The following is a 17,560-nucleotide window of genomic DNA, read 5'->3' as shown; positions in this document are numbered from 1 at the left end:
TCAATCATTTTTTAATAAAGGTAATGCAATTATAAATTTAGTTCCTACATTCAATTCGCTCTCTGCCCGAATGGTTCCTTTATGGTCCTGAATAATCTTCTTCACATAGGCCAATCCCAATCCGAAGCCCTTTACATCGTGCAGATTACCTGTATGCACGCGATAGAACTTATCGAACACCTTTTTAAGGTTTTCTTTCTTTATACCAATACCGTTGTCCTGTATAGAAATCATCAACTTACCCGGTTCATTCCAGGTTTTGACATTCAGTAACAGTTCCTCTTCCGGTTTCTTATATTTCACCGCATTGTCCATCAGATTGAAGATCACATTCGTGAGATGCATTTCATCTGCAAATATAACAGGATCGGTAGCCTCAAGGTTCGATGTAATCTTACCATTATATCGTTCTACTTTCAAAGTGAACGTATTAATCACCCCTGTTATCAGTTCGTTAGCATCAATCTCCTTCATCTTGAGTGTCGCCTTTTGCCGGTCGAACATTGACATCTGAAGCACCTTCTCTACCTGAAAGCGGAGTCGCTTCGTTTCATCATTGATCACTCCCGATATATGCTGGAACATCTGTGGCGACTTACCCACCGCAGGGTCCTTCAACATCTGTGCCGCCAGCGAAATGGTTGATATCGGTGTCTTGAACTCATGCGTCATATTATTGATAAAGTCATTCTTCATCTCTGTCAGCTTCTTCTGACGGAATACTATATATATAGTAAAGATAAACGTTATCAACAGTACTAAAGTGAATATCATTGACGGGATCATAAAACTCACCGAATCAAAGATATAATCCTTTTTCCCGGGGAAGTGTATCTTTACAATACTCATTTTGGCCGGCGGGTCATTCTGGAAAAGCGGCTGAGTATATGAATCTTCATTTCCTTTCCCTTCGTAGTCCGCACAGCGGTATACTTCCCGCCCGTCTTTATCGATCACCGTAAAGTGGTATGGCAACTCTATTCCATTATTAAGGAGTGCCGACTTCAGGTAGTCGTCCAGATCTTTAAATCTTACGCGTTCGCCTATCGACTTGTCACTGGCGCGGTAAACCATTTGCAGTGCAACTTCATCGAGCAGGACCCGCTGATACATATACCGATTCTTCACCGCATCGAGCAAAGATTTCGATGTTTTCGGAATCGTATTTCCACCATGTCTGCGCGAAATCATCATCTTGGGCAACTCTGACGGTTTGTTAGTCATTACTTTTAATTCAAAGTCCGTCATTATTCTTCCATCCGGTGATTTCACCGTAAATCGCTGTGTTTGCTGAACCAAATCATCCCCTTGCATAGAAGAGGAAGCGGTCAGCGCTTTCCGTTCCGCTTCAGTAATATCTTCCCTCAGCCAACGGTCGGTTTCTGCAAATTCCACATCTTTTGATACCTGATACAAGCTATTACGCACAGAGTTATCAAATTGTTCTTTGCGCATCTTCACCATTGCCTCTATATAACTTACCTGTAAGTAAAGTAATCCGAGGAAGGAAAGACCCATTACAATACCTAATATCCAGATTGTTGACTTTTTCATAGCAACAAAATTAACACTCCCTAATTAACATACCTAACACATTAACCTATTTTAATCGTCCATTCTCGTAAATTAACCGAAAGGCAGTATTTAGCTCATGTTCTGACGACTATAACAAAACAATATATCCTTTGGTTTGCAAATTTAATAAAAAATTAAATCTTTCTCTTAGGAATTTCTACTTTTCTTAATCATTGTTAAGCAAAAAAGCCGCCCCCCTTTCGAGCGAAAGAAGGACGGCTAAAGCATTATAAACGAATAATTACTCCTCCACCTGTTTGGCTTCGAAGTCTTTTATTAATTTATCCTGTACATCAGAAGGCACAAGTTCATAACTTGCGAATTTCATAATGAACGAAGCACGCCCTCCGGTGAGTGAGCTAAGCGCTGTTGAATAAGAAGACATTTCTTTAAGAGGTACTTTAGCAATTAGTTTTTCAAATCCTTTCTCGCTATTCATACCCATAATCATGGCACGACGTCCTTGAAGATCCCCCATCACATCGCCCATCTTATCCGACGGTACAAATACCTCTACGTCATAGATGGGTTCCAGAATCTTCGGACCGGCATTCTTGAAGGCTTCGCTGAAAGCATTACGCCCTGCCAGCATGAAGGAGATTTCATTGGAGTCTACCGGGTGCATTTTTCCGTCATAGACAATAACGCGTACATCACGGGCATAAGACCCCGTCAACGGACCTTGTTCCATCCGAGACATGATACCTTTCAGAATAGCAGGCAGGAAGCGTGTATCAATAGAACCACCTACGATACTGTTAACAAATACCAATTTTCCTCCCCATTCCAATGGAACTTCTTCTGTTCCTTTCACATTGATCTTGAACTCCTGTCCGTTAAACTTATAGGTATCGGGCACAGGCATGCCTTCTTTATAGGGTTCGACAATGAGGTGCACTTCACCGAACTGTCCAGCCCCACCCGATTGTTTCTTATGGCGATAGTCGGCACGGGAAGCTTTTGTGATTGTTTCACGGTACGGGATTTTCGGTTCCTCGTATTTCACCTGTAGCTTTTCATTGTTTTCCAGACGCCACTTCAAAGTACGGAGGTGGAATTCTCCCTGTCCATGCACCAGTGTCTGTTTCAATTCTTTAGACTGTTCAATAACCCACGTCGGATCTTCTTCACGCATACGGTTCAGGATGCTCATCATCTTTTCTACATCTGCTTCATTGACAGGTTTAATGGCACGCGAGTATTTTGAATTGGGATACTTAATAAAGTTAAATTTATTATCACAGTCTTTTCCATTCAGAGTATTGCCTGTTTTTACATCTTTCAGTTTTACAGTAGCGCCAATATCACCTGCGCAAAGTTCTTCCACTTTGACACGATTGGAGCCGGCCACTACGTAAAGTTGTGCCATACGCTCTTTTGAGCCACGGTCGGCATTAAGCAAATCGTCACCTTCGTGCACTTTTCCACTCATAACTTTAAAGTAGGATACTTCACCGATATGGGGTTCAACGCTTGTTTTGAAGAAATAAAGGGAAGTAGGGGCATTTACATCAGGAGCTATTTCTTTTCCGGCTGTATTGGTCACTTTTGGCATTTGAGAAACAAAGGGAACAACGTTGCCTAAGAACTCCATCAGGCGGCGTACTCCCATGTCTTTGCCTGCACATACACAAAATACGGGGAACATTCCACGGGCGGCAAGTCCTTTGCGGATACCATCGCGCATTTCGTCTTCTGTCAGCGAGTCTTGCTCAAAGAACTTTTCCATGAGTTCTTCGTCATTTTCAGCAGCAGCCTCTACAAGTGCCTTATGCCATTCCATAGCCTTATCCATTTCTTCGGCAGGAATATCTTCGATGATAGGGGCTCCTCCTTCAGGTTTCCAGGAGTACTTTTTCATCAACAGGACGTCGATCAGCGAATTAAACTCGGGACCTGTATTTATCGGATACTGGATAGGAACAACTTTTGAGCCATAAGCTTCTTTTAATTGTTCGAGGATATTATCATAATCGCATTTATCATTATCAAGCTGGTTGACAAGGAAAATGACGGGTTTATTCAGTTTTTCGGTGTAGCGGAAATGATTCTGTGTACCAACTTCAACGCCGTATTGGCCATTGAGAAGAATTATTGCGGTGTCGGTCACATTCAGTGCGGTAACTGTGCCTCCTACAAAGTCGTCCGAGCCCGGACAGTCTATCATATTCAGCTTTTTATTGTTCCATTCTACATGGAATACGGTGGAGAAAACGGAGTAGCCATACTCTTGTTCAACGGGGAAATAGTCACTAACTGTATTTTTGGCGGCAATAGTTCCGCGACGTTTTATAACACCACTCTCGAAAAGCATTGCTTCCACGAGAGTGGTTTTCCCAGATCCAGAACTTCCCAAGAGGGCTATGTTCTTAATTTCGTTCGTCTGATATACCTTCATAATCAATAAGATTTAAATGAATTACTCAGTATGTTCTCGCATACCATTTATTTAAGTGTCGCAAATTAGGAATTAATAAGGGGAAAAGCAACAAAGGACACAGTGTTACTAAACAATGTTATGCAACACATTGTGTAAATCATCTTCCTCGGCTCCGGGGAACAGCCTCCTTCCCGGAGCCGAGTGCTTCCCGCACGGGGAGGTGCGACAGGCGATGGGTAATTATTAAAATACAGATAATAATACCTGGGGAAAAGTTTGATTCCTTTCTGTATGGATTTGGGTGTATTTCACCACAGAGTAACACGGAGTTCCACAGAGTTTAAATCTTTATTGAAACGCAGATTAACGCAAATTTTCGCAAAGGGAAACAAATATAAGATAAAGAACTACAATCTTTTAATCTGTGTTTATTTGTGTTAATCCGCGTTTTATTAGATAAATAATGCTCTGTGAAACTCTGTAGTGAGTTTTCCTCATTGCTATTCAGTTTTGAACTTAATGGTGTTTGTCATTGCTATCAGTCTCTTTCTCCGGTATTGATAAAGTTCTATCTCGTAGAGTAACGTATGAAGCCCCGGTGTGTAACATTGTTTTAGATGTACATGTAAAGCAGTACGACATGTGCATGTGGGACAACACGACATGTGCATCTCATGCTGCTTTACATGTACATCTAAAACAATACTGCACACCGGGGAAAGGAACATTCCTTTCTGAGAAAGACAAAGTACAACACCGAACAAGGGGATCGATGCCGTCTACAGGTACTTCCGCCATCGAAAAGATAGGGTCATAATCTTCGTCACTATACGGTTTTGAATGTATTTCACCACAGAGGACACAGAGGGCACAGAGTTTTAAATCTTTATTGAAACGCAGATGAACGCAGATTTTCGCAAAGGGAAATAACGATAAAATAAAGAACTACAGTTTTTTAATCTGCGTTCATCTGCGATCATCCGCGTTTCATCAGAGAAAATAATATCTCTGAGCCCTCCGTGTCCTCTGTGGTGAACTGATTCATATCGGATCTGATTTGAATCAATTCCACTAACAGGTATAGTAAATAGTTAAATCCTCACACACAATAACCACTTTATGAACCTAAAATCTTACTTTTGCGGACTAAACAACATAACCAGACTATGGCAGGTATCTACATTCATATTCCTTTTTGTAAAACCCGTTGTATCTACTGTGATTTCTACTCCACCACACACAGTGAACTCAAAGAGAGATACATCCACGCCCTTTGCCGCGAATTGGAGATACGCCGGCAATACCTGCAAGGGGAACCCATAGAGACAATCTACTTTGGAGGCGGTACTCCATCGCAGCTTTCCGGAGAAGATTTTCAACAAGTTTTTGACACCATTGAAAAAACTTACGGAATAAAGCAGGTGCAAGAAATCACTTTAGAGGCCAATCCGGACGATCTCACTCCGCAATATGTGCAAACGCTTACCAAGTTGCCTTTCAACCGTATCAGTATGGGGTTACAGACTTTTGACGAAGCGACCCTGCGCTTGCTCAACCGCCGGCACACAGCGGCACAAGCAATCACTGCCATAGAGCGCTGCCGGGAAGCAGGATTCCGGAATATCAGCATCGACCTCATCTACGGACTGCCCGGAGAAACGGCAGAACGCTGGGAACACGATCTGACACAGGCTATCGCACTGAACCCGGAACATATCTCTGCCTACCACCTGATCTATGAAGAGGGTACACCTATATATAAGATGTTGCAACAACACCGCGTCAGCGAAGTAGATGAGGAAAGCAGCGTATACTTCTTCTCCAGCCTCATTGACCGGCTCACGGCAGCCGGGTATAAACATTATGAGATATCCAACTTCTGCCGCCCGGGATACCCTTCACGGCACAACACCTCGTATTGGCAGGGAATTCCTTATCTGGGTTGCGGCCCTTCGGCGCACTCATTCAACCGTCGTGAACGAGAATGGAACATAGCTTCCCTCAATAAATATCTCCAGGGAATTGAAAGCGGAGAACGGGCTTGCGAAACAGAGATTCTGGATACTACCACACGATACAATGAATGTATCATCACTTCCATACGTACCAGCCAGGGGCTTTCACTGACAAAGTTAAAAGAAGAGTTCGGTACAGAACTGTGGCAATATTGCCTCAGCATGGCCGCCCCTTCTATTAAAAACGGCATGCTGGAAGAAAGGGAAGGCAATCTACGCCTCACCCGCAAAGGGATATTTATATCCGACAGTATCATGAGCGACTTACTTAAAGTAGAAGAATAACACAAAGACTTTCACCATGACCGAATCAGAAGTACGAAAACTACTACGGCAGATGAAGGAATGGAGTTCTCAAACTGCCTTCCGCCGTTTTTATGACCTGACGTACGACCGCCTGTTCCGCATTGCCTATTATTATGTGAAACGGGAAGAGTGGGCACAGGAGATTGTGCTCGATGTGTTTCTAAAACTTTGGGAGCAACGTAGCACACTCCCTGAAGTGAGAAACATTGAAGACTATAGCTTTATACTTGTCAAAAATGCATCCCTCAATTATCTGGAGAAGGAGATGAGACGGGATACCCTCACAAGCCATGAACTACCCGATGAAACAGAGGACTCTTCCCGTTCGCCAGAAGAAGAATTGATCAGCGAAGAGCTTTTTGCCCGTTATGTGAAAGCACTGGACCGCCTGCCTCAACGTTGCCGGGAAGTGTTTATACGCATACGCGAAGAGAAACAAAGTTATGCTCAGGTGGCAGAAGAATTGGGCATCAGCACCAAAACTGTAGACGCCCAGCTACAGAAAGCAACCGGACGCCTGAAAGAGATGATCATACGTGCCGAGATAGATTAACATTTATTTACCAGAACGGCATAGGGAATCCGTCAAAGACGCCTGTCTTTATGAGTGAATAATGTTTTTAATCAAAAATAGACTGACGTATGAAAAGATTCTATTCTCAGGCAGCCATGACACTGTTGGCAAGCCTCTTGTTGCTGGCATGCGACAACAAGAAAAAAGACTATCCTACAAACTATGTAGGGTTTGAGCGCTCAACACAAACCTACTATTACGACCCGGCCAATCAGGAAGAAACGCTGGAAGTAAAAGTAATTGCCGTTGACAAAAAGAAAGAAGACAGAGAAGTTAAACTAAACATTCACCAGTCCAACATACCAGGGATAGGTACGATTTATAAGCTGACCAACGACCGGCTGACTATAAAAGCCGGGAAGAAAGAAGCAAAGACAACCATCGTACTCTCTCCGAAGAAGGCTATCAGAGGGCAAGTCATCCAGATAAGCTGTACACCGCTGTGGAAAGGTGGGCAAACATCCAAACTGGCTATTGAACTGATGCCCAAATAAAGGTGCTTCCCGCACGGGGAGGTGCGACAGGCGATGTTTAGGCATTGGCATATTATTCAAAAACAGAATGAAATATACAGAAACAGAAGCAGAGAAAATACTCGAAAAGCTCATAGCCTCTACCCGTTCTCCAAGAGGACGGTTTTCGGCAGAAGAGAGTTACAAATTGTTGGAAAGACGGCTGCCTGCCCTTAATAAACGCACCTTCGGGATGAGGGGCATGCGAATATTCTCAGCAGCGGCAGCAGTTATCTTACTTTGCGTGATGAGCTGGCTGGCATATGACTATATGGGTCCGGTGGACATGCAAACCGTCTCCACTTTTGCCGAATGCAGGAGCATACAGCTCCCGGACGGAACGAAGGTGACGCTCAACCACTTCTCTTCACTGACCTATCCGGAACGTTTTCGCGGAAAACGACGCGAGGTAACGCTAAATGGCGAAGGCTATTTTGAGGTAAGCAAGAATGCAAAACATCCGTTCATCGTACGGGCCGAAGCCATCAGAGTGCAGGTGTTGGGTACTCACTTCAACATAGAATCCTACCCCAATGATCCGGAAGTAAAAACAACTCTGTTTGAAGGGTCTGTAGCTGTAACCATTGCCAACAACCCGGAACGTATTATATTACACCCTAATGAAAGTGCTATATATAATAAGGAAAACGGAAGTCTGACCCTTGCAACACCCCAAAATGCTGCCGAAGAAATAGCCTGGCGAAGCGGATCATTCATTTTCAACCATCTGCCTCTACAACAAATCGTCCGGGAACTCAGTAATTCATTCGGAGTAGAAATAAAAATTGAAAATGAAGCATTGTACAACTACCACCTTACAGCACGATTCAGCAACGGAGAAAGCCTCGAAGAAATCCTGTATCTGCTACAGCAAGGAAGAGATTTTGAGTACAAACGAAACGATAAAGGTATAATTATCAATGCAAAGCAATAGCTGGAGTGCTTCCCGCACGGGGAGGTGCGACAAGCGATGATTTATTAAAACGCAGATGAACGCAGATTTTCGCAAAGGGAAACAAATAGATAATAAAGATCCACAGTCTTTTAATCTGCGTTTATGCGATCATCCGCGTTTCATCAAAGATTTAAACTCGGTGGAACTCTGTGTTACTCTGTGGTGAAATACATTCAAAACTGATCAATCATGAAACATATACATATATCTCTTATAAAAAGCCTGATGCTGATAGGCGGAGTGCTTCTTTTCGCATTACAGACACAGGCACAGAAAGCTGAAACAAAACTTTCGTTCAGCATTCGCAATGCCACACTGGAAGAGTTCGTCAAACGAATAGAAAACTCTACCGGTTTCTCTTTCATTTATGGAGAAGAAGTGAAGATTAACCACCGCATCACACTCGATGTCAAACAAAAAACAATACCGGAGATACTCGATCTGGCCTTTGCCAATGAACCCGTAAAATACCAGATAACCGGACGGCACATCCTTTTGCAAAAGAAAAAACAAAAACCGGTAAGCCGCAAGTTCACTATCAGCGGATATGTGACAGACGGAGCGTCCTCCGAGACGCTGATTGGTGCTAACATCCTTGAGAGTCGTCAACAACGAGGCACTACTACCAATCCTTACGGTTTTTATAGTATCACTTTACCCGCAGGAGAGACAGAACTAAGTTTTTCGTATCTGGGATACACCACCCGACAGTACAAACTCGAATTGAGTAAAGACACTCTGATCAACGTTCTCATGCAAGACAACAACCAGCTGGAAGAGGTGGTCATTGTATCCGACAAAGCAGAAGCAGGCATAACCGCCACGCAAATGGGAACCCAGGAAATACCTATTGCACAAATCAAGAATACTCCCAGTATTCTGGGAGAGGCCGATGTGATGAAAACCATTCAACTGATGCCTGGCGTACAGGCTGGCGTAGAAGGATCCGCCGGACTGTATGTACGTGGCGGCGGCCCGGACCAGAATCTTATCCTGCTGGACGGTGTACCGGTATACAATGTAGACCACCTGTTCGGTTTCTTCTCTGTTTTTACGCCGGAAGCAGTGAAAAAAGTAACACTTTTCAAGAGTTCCTTTCCCGCCCGCTTCGGTGGGCGGCTTTCGTCAGTGGTAGATGTGCGTAGCAATGACGGAGATATGAAGAAATATCACGGCACGCTCAGTGTAGGACTTCTTTCCAGCAAAATCCAGTTGGAAGGACCAATCATCCGGGACAAAACATCCTTTAATATTTCGGCACGCCGTTCTTATATAGATTTGATAGCGAAACCTTTCATGCCGAAAGATGATAAAATAAGCTATTACTTCTACGATATAAATGCTAAAATCAACCACCGGTTCTCAGACAGAAGCCGCCTGTTTCTGAACTTCTACAACGGAAAGGACAGTTATTATTTTAAAACAACGGATTCTTCTTCATCAATGTACAAAGACAAGATGTCACTCAACTGGGGAAACACTATCGCTACCGCCCGCTGGAACTATATATTCAACCAGAAACTATTCAGTAACACCACCGTAGCTTACAACAAGTACCGGATGGATGCTAACTCTACAGTATACACAAAAACAGATCTCATTGAAAGCACAAGTGAGAGTAATTACCACTCCAACTACCACTCGGGCATCTGCGACTGGAGTTATCTGATAGATTTCGACTATAACCCCACGCCTGCCCATCATATCAAATTTGGCGCAGGGTATCTCCATCACGATTTCCGCCCGGAAGTAGCTACCTCCAAAATACAGGAAAAGGAAGATGGAATAACCAAACAGGATACCCTCTACAACAGTATCTCCAACAGTACAATCCAGGCACACGAAGTATCCGCTTATATAGAAGATAATTTCGACATAGGTTCACGGCTACGTATGAATGTAGGGCTGCACTTATCGATGTTCCGGGTACAGAAGAGAAACTATTTCTCGGCTCAACCACGTGTTTCAGCCCGGTATCAGCTGACCAGACATACCGCCCTAAAAGCTTCTTATACAAAAATGAGCCAATACATACATCTGCTCTCCTCCACTCCCATCTCTATGCCCACAGATCTTTGGGTGCCTGTAACCAGCAAAATAAAACCGATGCAAGCCCACCAATATTCATTGGGAAGCTACTACACGGGACTTCCAGGCTGGGAATTTTCTGTAGAAGGATATTATAAACAGATGCGCAACGTACTGGAATACAAAGAAGGAGTCAGTTTCCTTGGCTCTTCTTCCGGATGGGAAAACAAAGTAGAGATGGGTAAAGGACGTTCCATGGGAATAGAGTTCATGGCACAGAAAACTACTGGAAAAACAACCGGCTGGATAGCCTACACACTGGCCAAAAGTGATCGGAAGTTTGCCGTAGGAGGTATCAACAACGGAGAACGGTTTCCCTATAAATACGACCGCCGCCACAACCTGAGCCTGGTGGTAAATCATAAGTTCAACAACCGGATTGATATAGGCGCTTCATGGATATTCTCTACAGGAGGCACAGCTACGATTGCCGAAGAAGTTACTGCCATCATCCGCCCGGGAGAGGATGCCATACAACAAAAAGATTACATAGAGAAACGCAATAACTACAGATTGCCTGCCAGCCACCGGTTGAACATAGGAGTAAACTTCAACAAAAAGACCAAACATGGAGTACGCACCTGGAATATAAGCCTTTACAACGCTTACAATGCCATGAATCCAACAATGATATACAGTAATAACTCCGGAGGATATACCTCTTATATCAAAAACCAGGAAGATGGAAAGGTATATCTTCAATACATACCAGCCAAACGAAAGATCACCAAATTAACGTTATTACCCTGTGTTCCTTCAGTAACTTACACCTATAAATTTTGAGCATTATGACAACAAGATACATACTTCCACTTTTTATGCTAATAATATTCATCTGCAGTTGCGAAAACGAAATAGACTTCAATAAAGCCGCCCGTCCACCCAAACTGATAATGAACGCATTGATCAATGCCGACAGCACAAACAACATACTCTACCTGAATAAAACAGGGCAATATGTTATAAGCGACGTCACCAATGCCAGTGTAGAAGTGCGGGTAAACGATGTATTGGTGGAAACACCCAAAGCAATACCTATCCCCACCGGAGATTTTGTATCCTTACAAAAACGTTTCCTCATCACCACCAAATTTCATCCGGGAGACAAAGTACGTATTGATGCCCGCACCGGAGACGGAGAATTTCATGCCTGGGCAGAAGTAGTAGTGCCGCAACCACCAATGCCTATAGAAAAAGTAGATACCGCTACTGCTCTTGTCTGTGAATATGGCAACTATTACAACCGGTTGCTTCGCTACCGTATCACCTTCTCAGACCGTCCGGACGAAAAGAACTACTATCGTCTCGTTCTGGAACGTCGTTACACACTGTATGCAACCATGTACAGACGGGGTACAATAAGTGGCAGCCTGGCACTAAAAGATACAGTACTTACACAACAAAATTTCCGAATGCTCCCTCGTGAAGATGTAGTATTGACAGACGGACATCCCACCACCTCTGAAGATGATGAAAACGGCATGTTTGAACAAGCCCAGAACATATATGGAGTATTCGATGACAGCCGCTTCTCCGGACAGTCGTACACAATGACGGTGTATCCATCCGGCTCAGATAGCTGGCCCTATCTCTTTGAATCCCACGATGTCACGCGGAGAACACTAGATACTTACGTCCGGATACTTAGTATCAGTGAAACGGATTTCCAGTATTTAAAAGCACTGAATCTTAGCGAATCGGACTTTGCAGATGACGTAACCATGGAACCTGTCACTTTTGCCAGCAATGTTCATGGAGGGCTTGGCATTGTAAGTATCAGTACAGAAACAAGTGTAAAAATCAACATATCCGACGAAGAATATGACCAATATAATCCTTATTAAAAGCCATGAAGACCATCTATCTATTACTCCTGACCAGCCTTCTCCTCTGTTCCTGCCGTAGTAGCCGGAGCATGCAGAAGGAGATAAACCCAATGAAGTCCGATCTGTTTTACGAACTTACCTCTCCCGCTTATCAGGGAGAAGCCAAACGAACCGTATATCTGGACTTTATTGACTACTCCAATCTGGACTACTATACCACAGTGAAAAAAAGAGGAGGATTTGCCGTTCCTCTACTCCTCTATATCTACGAAACCAACCGCTTCAACGTCCGCCTGGGTGAAGGCTCGCTGACACAAACTTATCGTGAATTTCTCACCGAAGCTTTGCTGACCGAATGTAATACTCCCGATTTCATCCTGAAACCATCTCCTGTGCGCCCCGTCAGGAAAAATGCACGCCGAATGCCCAGAGAGCTATTAGGAGACAGTATTCCAACTGCCCTACCCGACTCTGCATTAAGCCTGAAAGTGAAAATACTTCATAATGAAACCTACTCCGGAGTAAAACTGAAAGAAAGCAGTTACCTGTGGTTCGGTGGTGAATACATCACTTTCCCCAATCATCGTGCCAATGATGCCAATACCGACTTATCCATTGTTGTACGTTTATCAAGAGGAGACGATTGCCTGCTGGACAAAACCTATACCGTCCATTACCGGCAACAAGCCCCCGACCGTGGATACGAAAATTCCGTTCAGGCCAACGAAATTTGTCTGCGTACCATGACCGAATGTCTTTCAATAGCAACCAAAGAAATAGTAGAAAATATCTGTCAGGAATTAAACTTGATACTGGCTGCATCCTGAGAAAATAGTATCTTTGCAGCCTAATAATGTAAAAGATATGTTCACTATCATAGGAATAATGCTCACCGGGATGCTCACCGGCTATCTGCTACGCAGTAAAAAGCTTTCATGGATTCATAAAGTTATCACACTATTGATATGGTTACTGCTTTTTCTACTGGGCATTGATGTAGGAGGAAATGAAACCATCATCAAAGGATTGCATACCATCGGGCTGGAAGCCATCATTATCACACTGGGTGCTGTTGCAGGAAGTGTATTGGCGGCATGGGTATTGTGGTACTTTATATATATAAGGTATAGAAAGGAGATAAAACAATGAAAGGTAGTCTCATCATAGTCTCATTCTTCGTTGTGGGCACCCTTTGTGGCTTATACCACCTGATTCCATCTGATTTCATACATAGCAAACTAAGTTATTACGCCTTGTGCGCACTCATGTTTTGTGTAGGCGTCAGCATTGGCAATGATCCTAATACACTGAAAAGCTTCCGTTCGCTCAACCCACGACTGGTGTTTCTTCCCATCATGACCATATTAGGAACATTAGCTGGCTGTGCTGTAGTCAGTCTGTTCCTGAGCCATCGTTCACCGGCCGATTGTATGGCAGTAGGTGCAGGATTTGGTTATTACTCTCTTTCCAGTATCTTTATCACTGAATATAAAGGCCCGGAGTTAGGTACTATCGCACTCTTATCAAACATCATACGCGAAATTATCGCTCTGCTTTGTGCCCCATTATTAGTCAGATACTTTGGACGCCTCGCACCCATTTCTGCAGGTGGTGCCACGACAATGGATACTACCCTTCCGATCATAACCCGCTGCTGCGGAAAAGAATTTGTGATCGTTTCCATATTTCATGGTTTTATAGTAGACTTCAGCGTGCCCTTTCTCGTAACATTATTCTGTTCCGTGTAGGCAAACATATTACAATTAGATTACAAAATCTCCTCTATTCCACTCTTTTTATTAGTATATTCTTGATCTACATCAAGAAATGATGTTATATAGCACACTTTACTCCTCAACTTCTTTTATGTTCTAAAACATATCCTTATATTTGCATAGGTAAAAAGAAAGACTAAGCGCTTAAGTCGGTTTTCAATAGGTATTAGATTTAGTTTTAGGATTAGTTTTTAGGTATAACAATTAAAAAGTAGGTATTATGAAAAGATTAGGATTAACATTAGTGGCAGTACTCTGCCTGGCTGCGACTACTTTTGCAGCAGGAAACCAACCTACTACTGCAAAATGGGAAGGTAACATCAATGTAAATAAGTTAAGTCAATATTTGAATCTGAATTCAATGCAGAGCGAAGAGGTCTCTAATATCTGTGAATATTTCACAGAACAAATGAGCCGGGCTGCCTCAGCTAAAAAGAATAAGGAAGCAAAATTGCACAATGCAATTTACGGAAACTTGAAATTGATGAAAAGAACGCTCACAAATGAACAGTATAGCAAATATGCAGCATTACTGAACATTACCTTGAAAAATAAAGGTATCGAGCTGAACAAGTAAAATGATTATTATATAAATGTAAAAAGAGTGTCAACAGTTTTATCTGTCGGCACTCTTTTTTTTATCTATCTTCAGGTGCTGTTACCTTCATCACCGGATAGTCACCAATGTCGCCCCGAAACCATATTCCTGAAAGGAAGCATCCTGATAACGGCAGGTACTGTATTTACGTTTCAATTCGTCAAGCAAAGCTTTCCGGAGCACTCCATCACCCTTACCGTGAATGAAAACGATTTTCTGTTCGCGTTTACCCTTATACTTCTCCATTACCTCACGGAATTTATCCAGCTGATAATTCAAGATTTCACTGTTACTCATACCATGTGCATCATCCAACAATTCATTAATATGGAGATCTATTTCTATAATACCATTCGAGCTGCTACGTTTGACTATCGGTTGTGATCTGGGTTTCTCCACCTCTTTTTTCTGCAATAAAGCCACTTGAATATCTTCTGCAGAAACATAGACCTGTTTGACAGGCACATCATTCGTTACGATATCATACACCAGAGCCGGTTCTTCAAAGAAATCTGACTCGCGGAAAGTATGCAGTTTATAGAATTTCACCGTATCAATACGTAATTCCACACTAACGGCGGGTTTCATTGCAAAAGTCTTACCATCTTTAAAAGCAATGAATTGTACGGCAACACGTTCCATCTCATTCAACACATCTTTAGCAAAATCTTCCAGAAAGAGCTTTGTATTAGGATCTACTAACCCGTGTGAACGAACTTTCCATGCCTTTCCTTCGGCACTGAGGTATGTATAATAGAGATAGTAATTGCTATCATTCACCAGATAAGCCTCAAAAGAAGTACTGCTGATAGCTTTCACATCTTCGGGCACAAAAGCCAGCATCACATTAAGCATATCACCACCACGCGTTTCGGGTTGACGTTGCACCGCGGGCATCTCCGGTTTCATTGGCTTAGCCGGTTCTTCGGCTTTTGAGGGAGCAGGAGCTGCTTTTCTTTTCATATTATAATCGTCCGTATCAATCACCACACATTCACGCATCGGCATCGGGATATCAAACCCGTCTGCATCTTCTACCAAAACGATGTCTTTTCCCTGGAAACCTTTCACAATTCCTCCGCCTACTTCGCTGAGGAAACGTACTTTATCACCTATTTTCATCTTTATATTTACAATTTACCATTTACAATCTACAAATTAGGGCAAATATAGTTACTTTTGCGGTCGCAATGAAAGAAAAGATGAAAGAAAACCCAAAACATATCCGTATTAGCGAATACAACTATCCCTTGCCGGATGAACGTATTGCCAAATTCCCTCTCCCGGTGCGCGATCAATCCAAGCTACTTGTCTACCGTCGTGGCGAGGTTACAGAAGATGTCTTTACATCCCTTCCTGAATATCTGACAGAAGGTAGTCTGATGATATTCAATAATACGAAAGTCATCCAGGCCCGCCTGCATTTTCGTAAAGAAACAGGAGCACTGATAGAAGTATTTTGCCTTGAACCGATCCAGCCGAATGACTACGTATTAAACTTCCAGCAGACCCGGCATGCCGCATGGCTCTGCATGATTGGTAATCTGAAGAAATGGAAAGAGGGTGCATTACATCGGGAAATGACTGTAAAAGGACATACACTTATGCTTACCGCTACACGTGGCGAATGTCATGGTACAAGCCATTGGATAGACTTCTCATGGGACAATCCGGAAGTTACTTTTGCTGATATTCTGGAAGTGTTCGGAGAATTACCGATCCCCCCATATCTGAACAGAGAGACACAGGAGAGTGATAAAGAGACTTACCAAACGGTATATTCAAAGATTAAAGGTTCTGTGGCCGCCCCAACAGCCGGGCTCCACTTCACACCGCGGGTACTGGATGCCCTTTGCGAAAAGGGTATAGACCTTGAAGAACTGACATTGCATGTGGGTGCCGGGACTTTCAAGCCGGTGAAAAGTGAAGAAATCGAGGGGCACGAGATGCATACGGAATACATATCCGTGTCACGCTCAACCATCAAAAAACTTATCGATCATAACGGTTGTGCCATCGCTGTAGGAACCACTTCTGTGCGAACTTTAGAAAGTCTATACCACATCGGAGTGACATTGGCTGCCAACCCACGAGCTACGGAAGAAGAACTGCACGTGCGACAGTGGCAACCTTATGAAAAGTATGATGAGATTCCGTCAACAGTTGCCCTGCAAAAGATTTTAGGATATTTAGATCGCAACGGTATGGAAGCTCTGCACACCAGTACTCAAATCATTATTGCACCCGGATACAACTATAAGATAGTAAAAGCAATGGTCACCAACTTCCACCAACCACAAAGCACACTGTTGTTGTTGGTTTCGGCTTTTGTAAAAGGAAACTGGCGGACGATTTATGACTATGCCCTGGATCATGACTTCCGTTTCCTTAGTTACGGAGATTCATCGTTACTGATACCCTGAAAAAGTTAATTCATTTAATCATGCAAAACGATAATAATGAAGAGATGTTTCCCATCGTTGATGAGGAAGGAAATATCACCGGAGCCGCTACCCGCGGCGAGTGCCACAGTGGAAGTAAACTGCTTCATCCGGTAGTGCACCTGCACGTATTCAATAGTAAAGGAGATTTGTACTTACAGAAACGCCCCAAATGGAAGGATATCCAACCGGGCAAGTGGGATACGGCCGTAGGTGGCCATGTAGATTTGGGCGAAAGCGTAGAAATAGCACTGAAACGCGAGGTTCGGGAAGAGTTAGGTATTACAGATTTTATACCGGAACACCTGACCTGTTATGTTTTTGAATCCGCCCGCGAACGCGAACTGGTTTTTGTGTACAAAACGGTATACGACGGAGACATCCACCCCAGCGATGAGCTGGATGGCGGACGCTTTTGGACCTTAGAAGAGATAAAAGAGCATATAGGAAAAGGGATATTTACTCCTAACTTTGAAGGAGAATTCAAGCGCGTCTCTTTCGACAAGTTATGATCG

The 17,560-nt window shown here is 43.3% G+C and carries 15 protein-coding genes; 12 read left to right on the top strand and 3 right to left on the bottom strand.

What is annotated here, in order from left to right; translation table 11 throughout:
• Together VCM39_RS04440 and VCM39_RS04435 are read right to left on the bottom strand one after the other, a co-directional pair.
• A complete protein-coding gene (locus tag VCM39_RS04440; protein WP_221649512.1) occupies positions 1-1,554 on the bottom strand; it encodes a sensor histidine kinase in 1,554 nt (517 codons plus the stop codon).
• 262 nt (positions 1,555-1,816) lie between these two features.
• Complete coding sequence (locus tag VCM39_RS04435) at positions 1,817-3,973, bottom strand: elongation factor G (protein WP_007486948.1); 2,157 nt, start codon at positions 3,971-3,973, stop codon at positions 1,817-1,819.
• Between the two features lie 1,148 nt (positions 3,974-5,121).
• Here VCM39_RS04435 and hemW point away from each other — a divergent pair.
• The 10 genes from hemW to VCM39_RS04385 all read left to right on the top strand — a co-directional run bounded on the left by hemW (position 5,122) and on the right by VCM39_RS04385 (position 14,583).
• Positions 5,122-6,255 (top strand): radical SAM family heme chaperone HemW, encoded by a 1,134-nt coding sequence (gene hemW, locus VCM39_RS04430; RefSeq protein ID WP_221649613.1) that lies wholly within the window; start codon positions 5,122-5,124, stop codon positions 6,253-6,255.
• Between the two features lie 16 nt (positions 6,256-6,271).
• Positions 6,272-6,829 carry an RNA polymerase sigma-70 factor gene (locus tag VCM39_RS04425; protein WP_221649511.1) on the top strand — a complete coding sequence of 186 codons (558 nt, stop codon included), beginning with the start codon at positions 6,272-6,274 and terminating at the stop codon, positions 6,827-6,829.
• An 89-nt stretch (positions 6,830-6,918) separates the two neighbouring features.
• Positions 6,919-7,344, top strand: coding sequence for a hypothetical protein (locus VCM39_RS04420; RefSeq protein ID WP_221649510.1), 426 nt, complete (start codon positions 6,919-6,921; stop codon positions 7,342-7,344).
• A 67-nt stretch (positions 7,345-7,411) separates the two neighbouring features.
• Positions 7,412-8,296 (top strand): FecR family protein, encoded by an 885-nt coding sequence (locus tag VCM39_RS04415; protein ID WP_221649509.1) that lies wholly within the window; start codon positions 7,412-7,414, stop codon positions 8,294-8,296.
• 210 nt (positions 8,297-8,506) lie between these two features.
• Positions 8,507-11,188: a TonB-dependent receptor gene (locus VCM39_RS04410; protein ID WP_322933168.1), complete on the top strand. Its 2,682-nt coding sequence runs from the start codon at positions 8,507-8,509 to the stop codon at positions 11,186-11,188.
• Between the two features lie 5 nt (positions 11,189-11,193).
• Positions 11,194-12,249, top strand: coding sequence for a DUF4249 domain-containing protein (locus VCM39_RS04405; protein WP_322933169.1), 1,056 nt, complete (start codon positions 11,194-11,196; stop codon positions 12,247-12,249).
• A 5-nt stretch (positions 12,250-12,254) separates the two neighbouring features.
• A complete protein-coding gene (locus tag VCM39_RS04400) occupies positions 12,255-13,058 on the top strand; it encodes a hypothetical protein (RefSeq protein WP_278598987.1) in 804 nt (267 codons plus the stop codon).
• A 37-nt stretch (positions 13,059-13,095) separates the two neighbouring features.
• Positions 13,096-13,380: a LysO family transporter gene (locus tag VCM39_RS04395; protein WP_221649505.1), complete on the top strand. Its 285-nt coding sequence runs from the start codon at positions 13,096-13,098 to the stop codon at positions 13,378-13,380.
• Positions 13,377-13,979 carry a lysine exporter LysO family protein gene (locus VCM39_RS04390; protein WP_221649504.1) on the top strand — a complete coding sequence of 201 codons (603 nt, stop codon included), beginning with the start codon at positions 13,377-13,379 and terminating at the stop codon, positions 13,977-13,979. The genes VCM39_RS04395 and VCM39_RS04390 overlap by 4 nt, the downstream gene beginning before the upstream one ends.
• 247 nt (positions 13,980-14,226) lie before the next feature.
• Complete coding sequence (locus tag VCM39_RS04385) at positions 14,227-14,583, top strand: hypothetical protein (RefSeq protein WP_221649503.1); 357 nt, start codon at positions 14,227-14,229, stop codon at positions 14,581-14,583.
• 90 nt (positions 14,584-14,673) lie between these two features.
• Here VCM39_RS04385 and VCM39_RS04380 read toward each other — a convergent pair whose 3' ends face one another.
• Positions 14,674-15,726 (bottom strand): DUF2027 domain-containing protein, encoded by a 1,053-nt coding sequence (locus VCM39_RS04380; RefSeq protein ID WP_221649502.1) that lies wholly within the window; start codon positions 15,724-15,726, stop codon positions 14,674-14,676.
• Between the two features lie 80 nt (positions 15,727-15,806).
• On the opposite strand from VCM39_RS04380, the gene VCM39_RS04375 reads away from it, so the two are divergent.
• Positions 15,807-17,027 (top strand): S-adenosylmethionine:tRNA ribosyltransferase-isomerase, encoded by a 1,221-nt coding sequence (locus tag VCM39_RS04375; protein WP_322933170.1) that lies wholly within the window; start codon positions 15,807-15,809, stop codon positions 17,025-17,027.
• A gap of 20 nt (positions 17,028-17,047) precedes the next feature.
• Positions 17,048-17,557, top strand: a complete 510-nt coding sequence (locus tag VCM39_RS04370) for an NUDIX hydrolase (RefSeq protein ID WP_221649500.1) — start codon at positions 17,048-17,050, stop codon at positions 17,555-17,557.
• Positions 17,558-17,560 lie beyond the last annotated feature (3 nt).

Origin of the sequence: Bacteroides mucinivorans, from assembly GCF_034654355.2 — a bacterium.
GTDB classification, from domain to species: Bacteria; Bacteroidota; Bacteroidia; order Bacteroidales; family Bacteroidaceae; genus Bacteroides; species Bacteroides nordii.
This window is presented reverse-complemented; position numbering and strand designations above follow the sequence as displayed.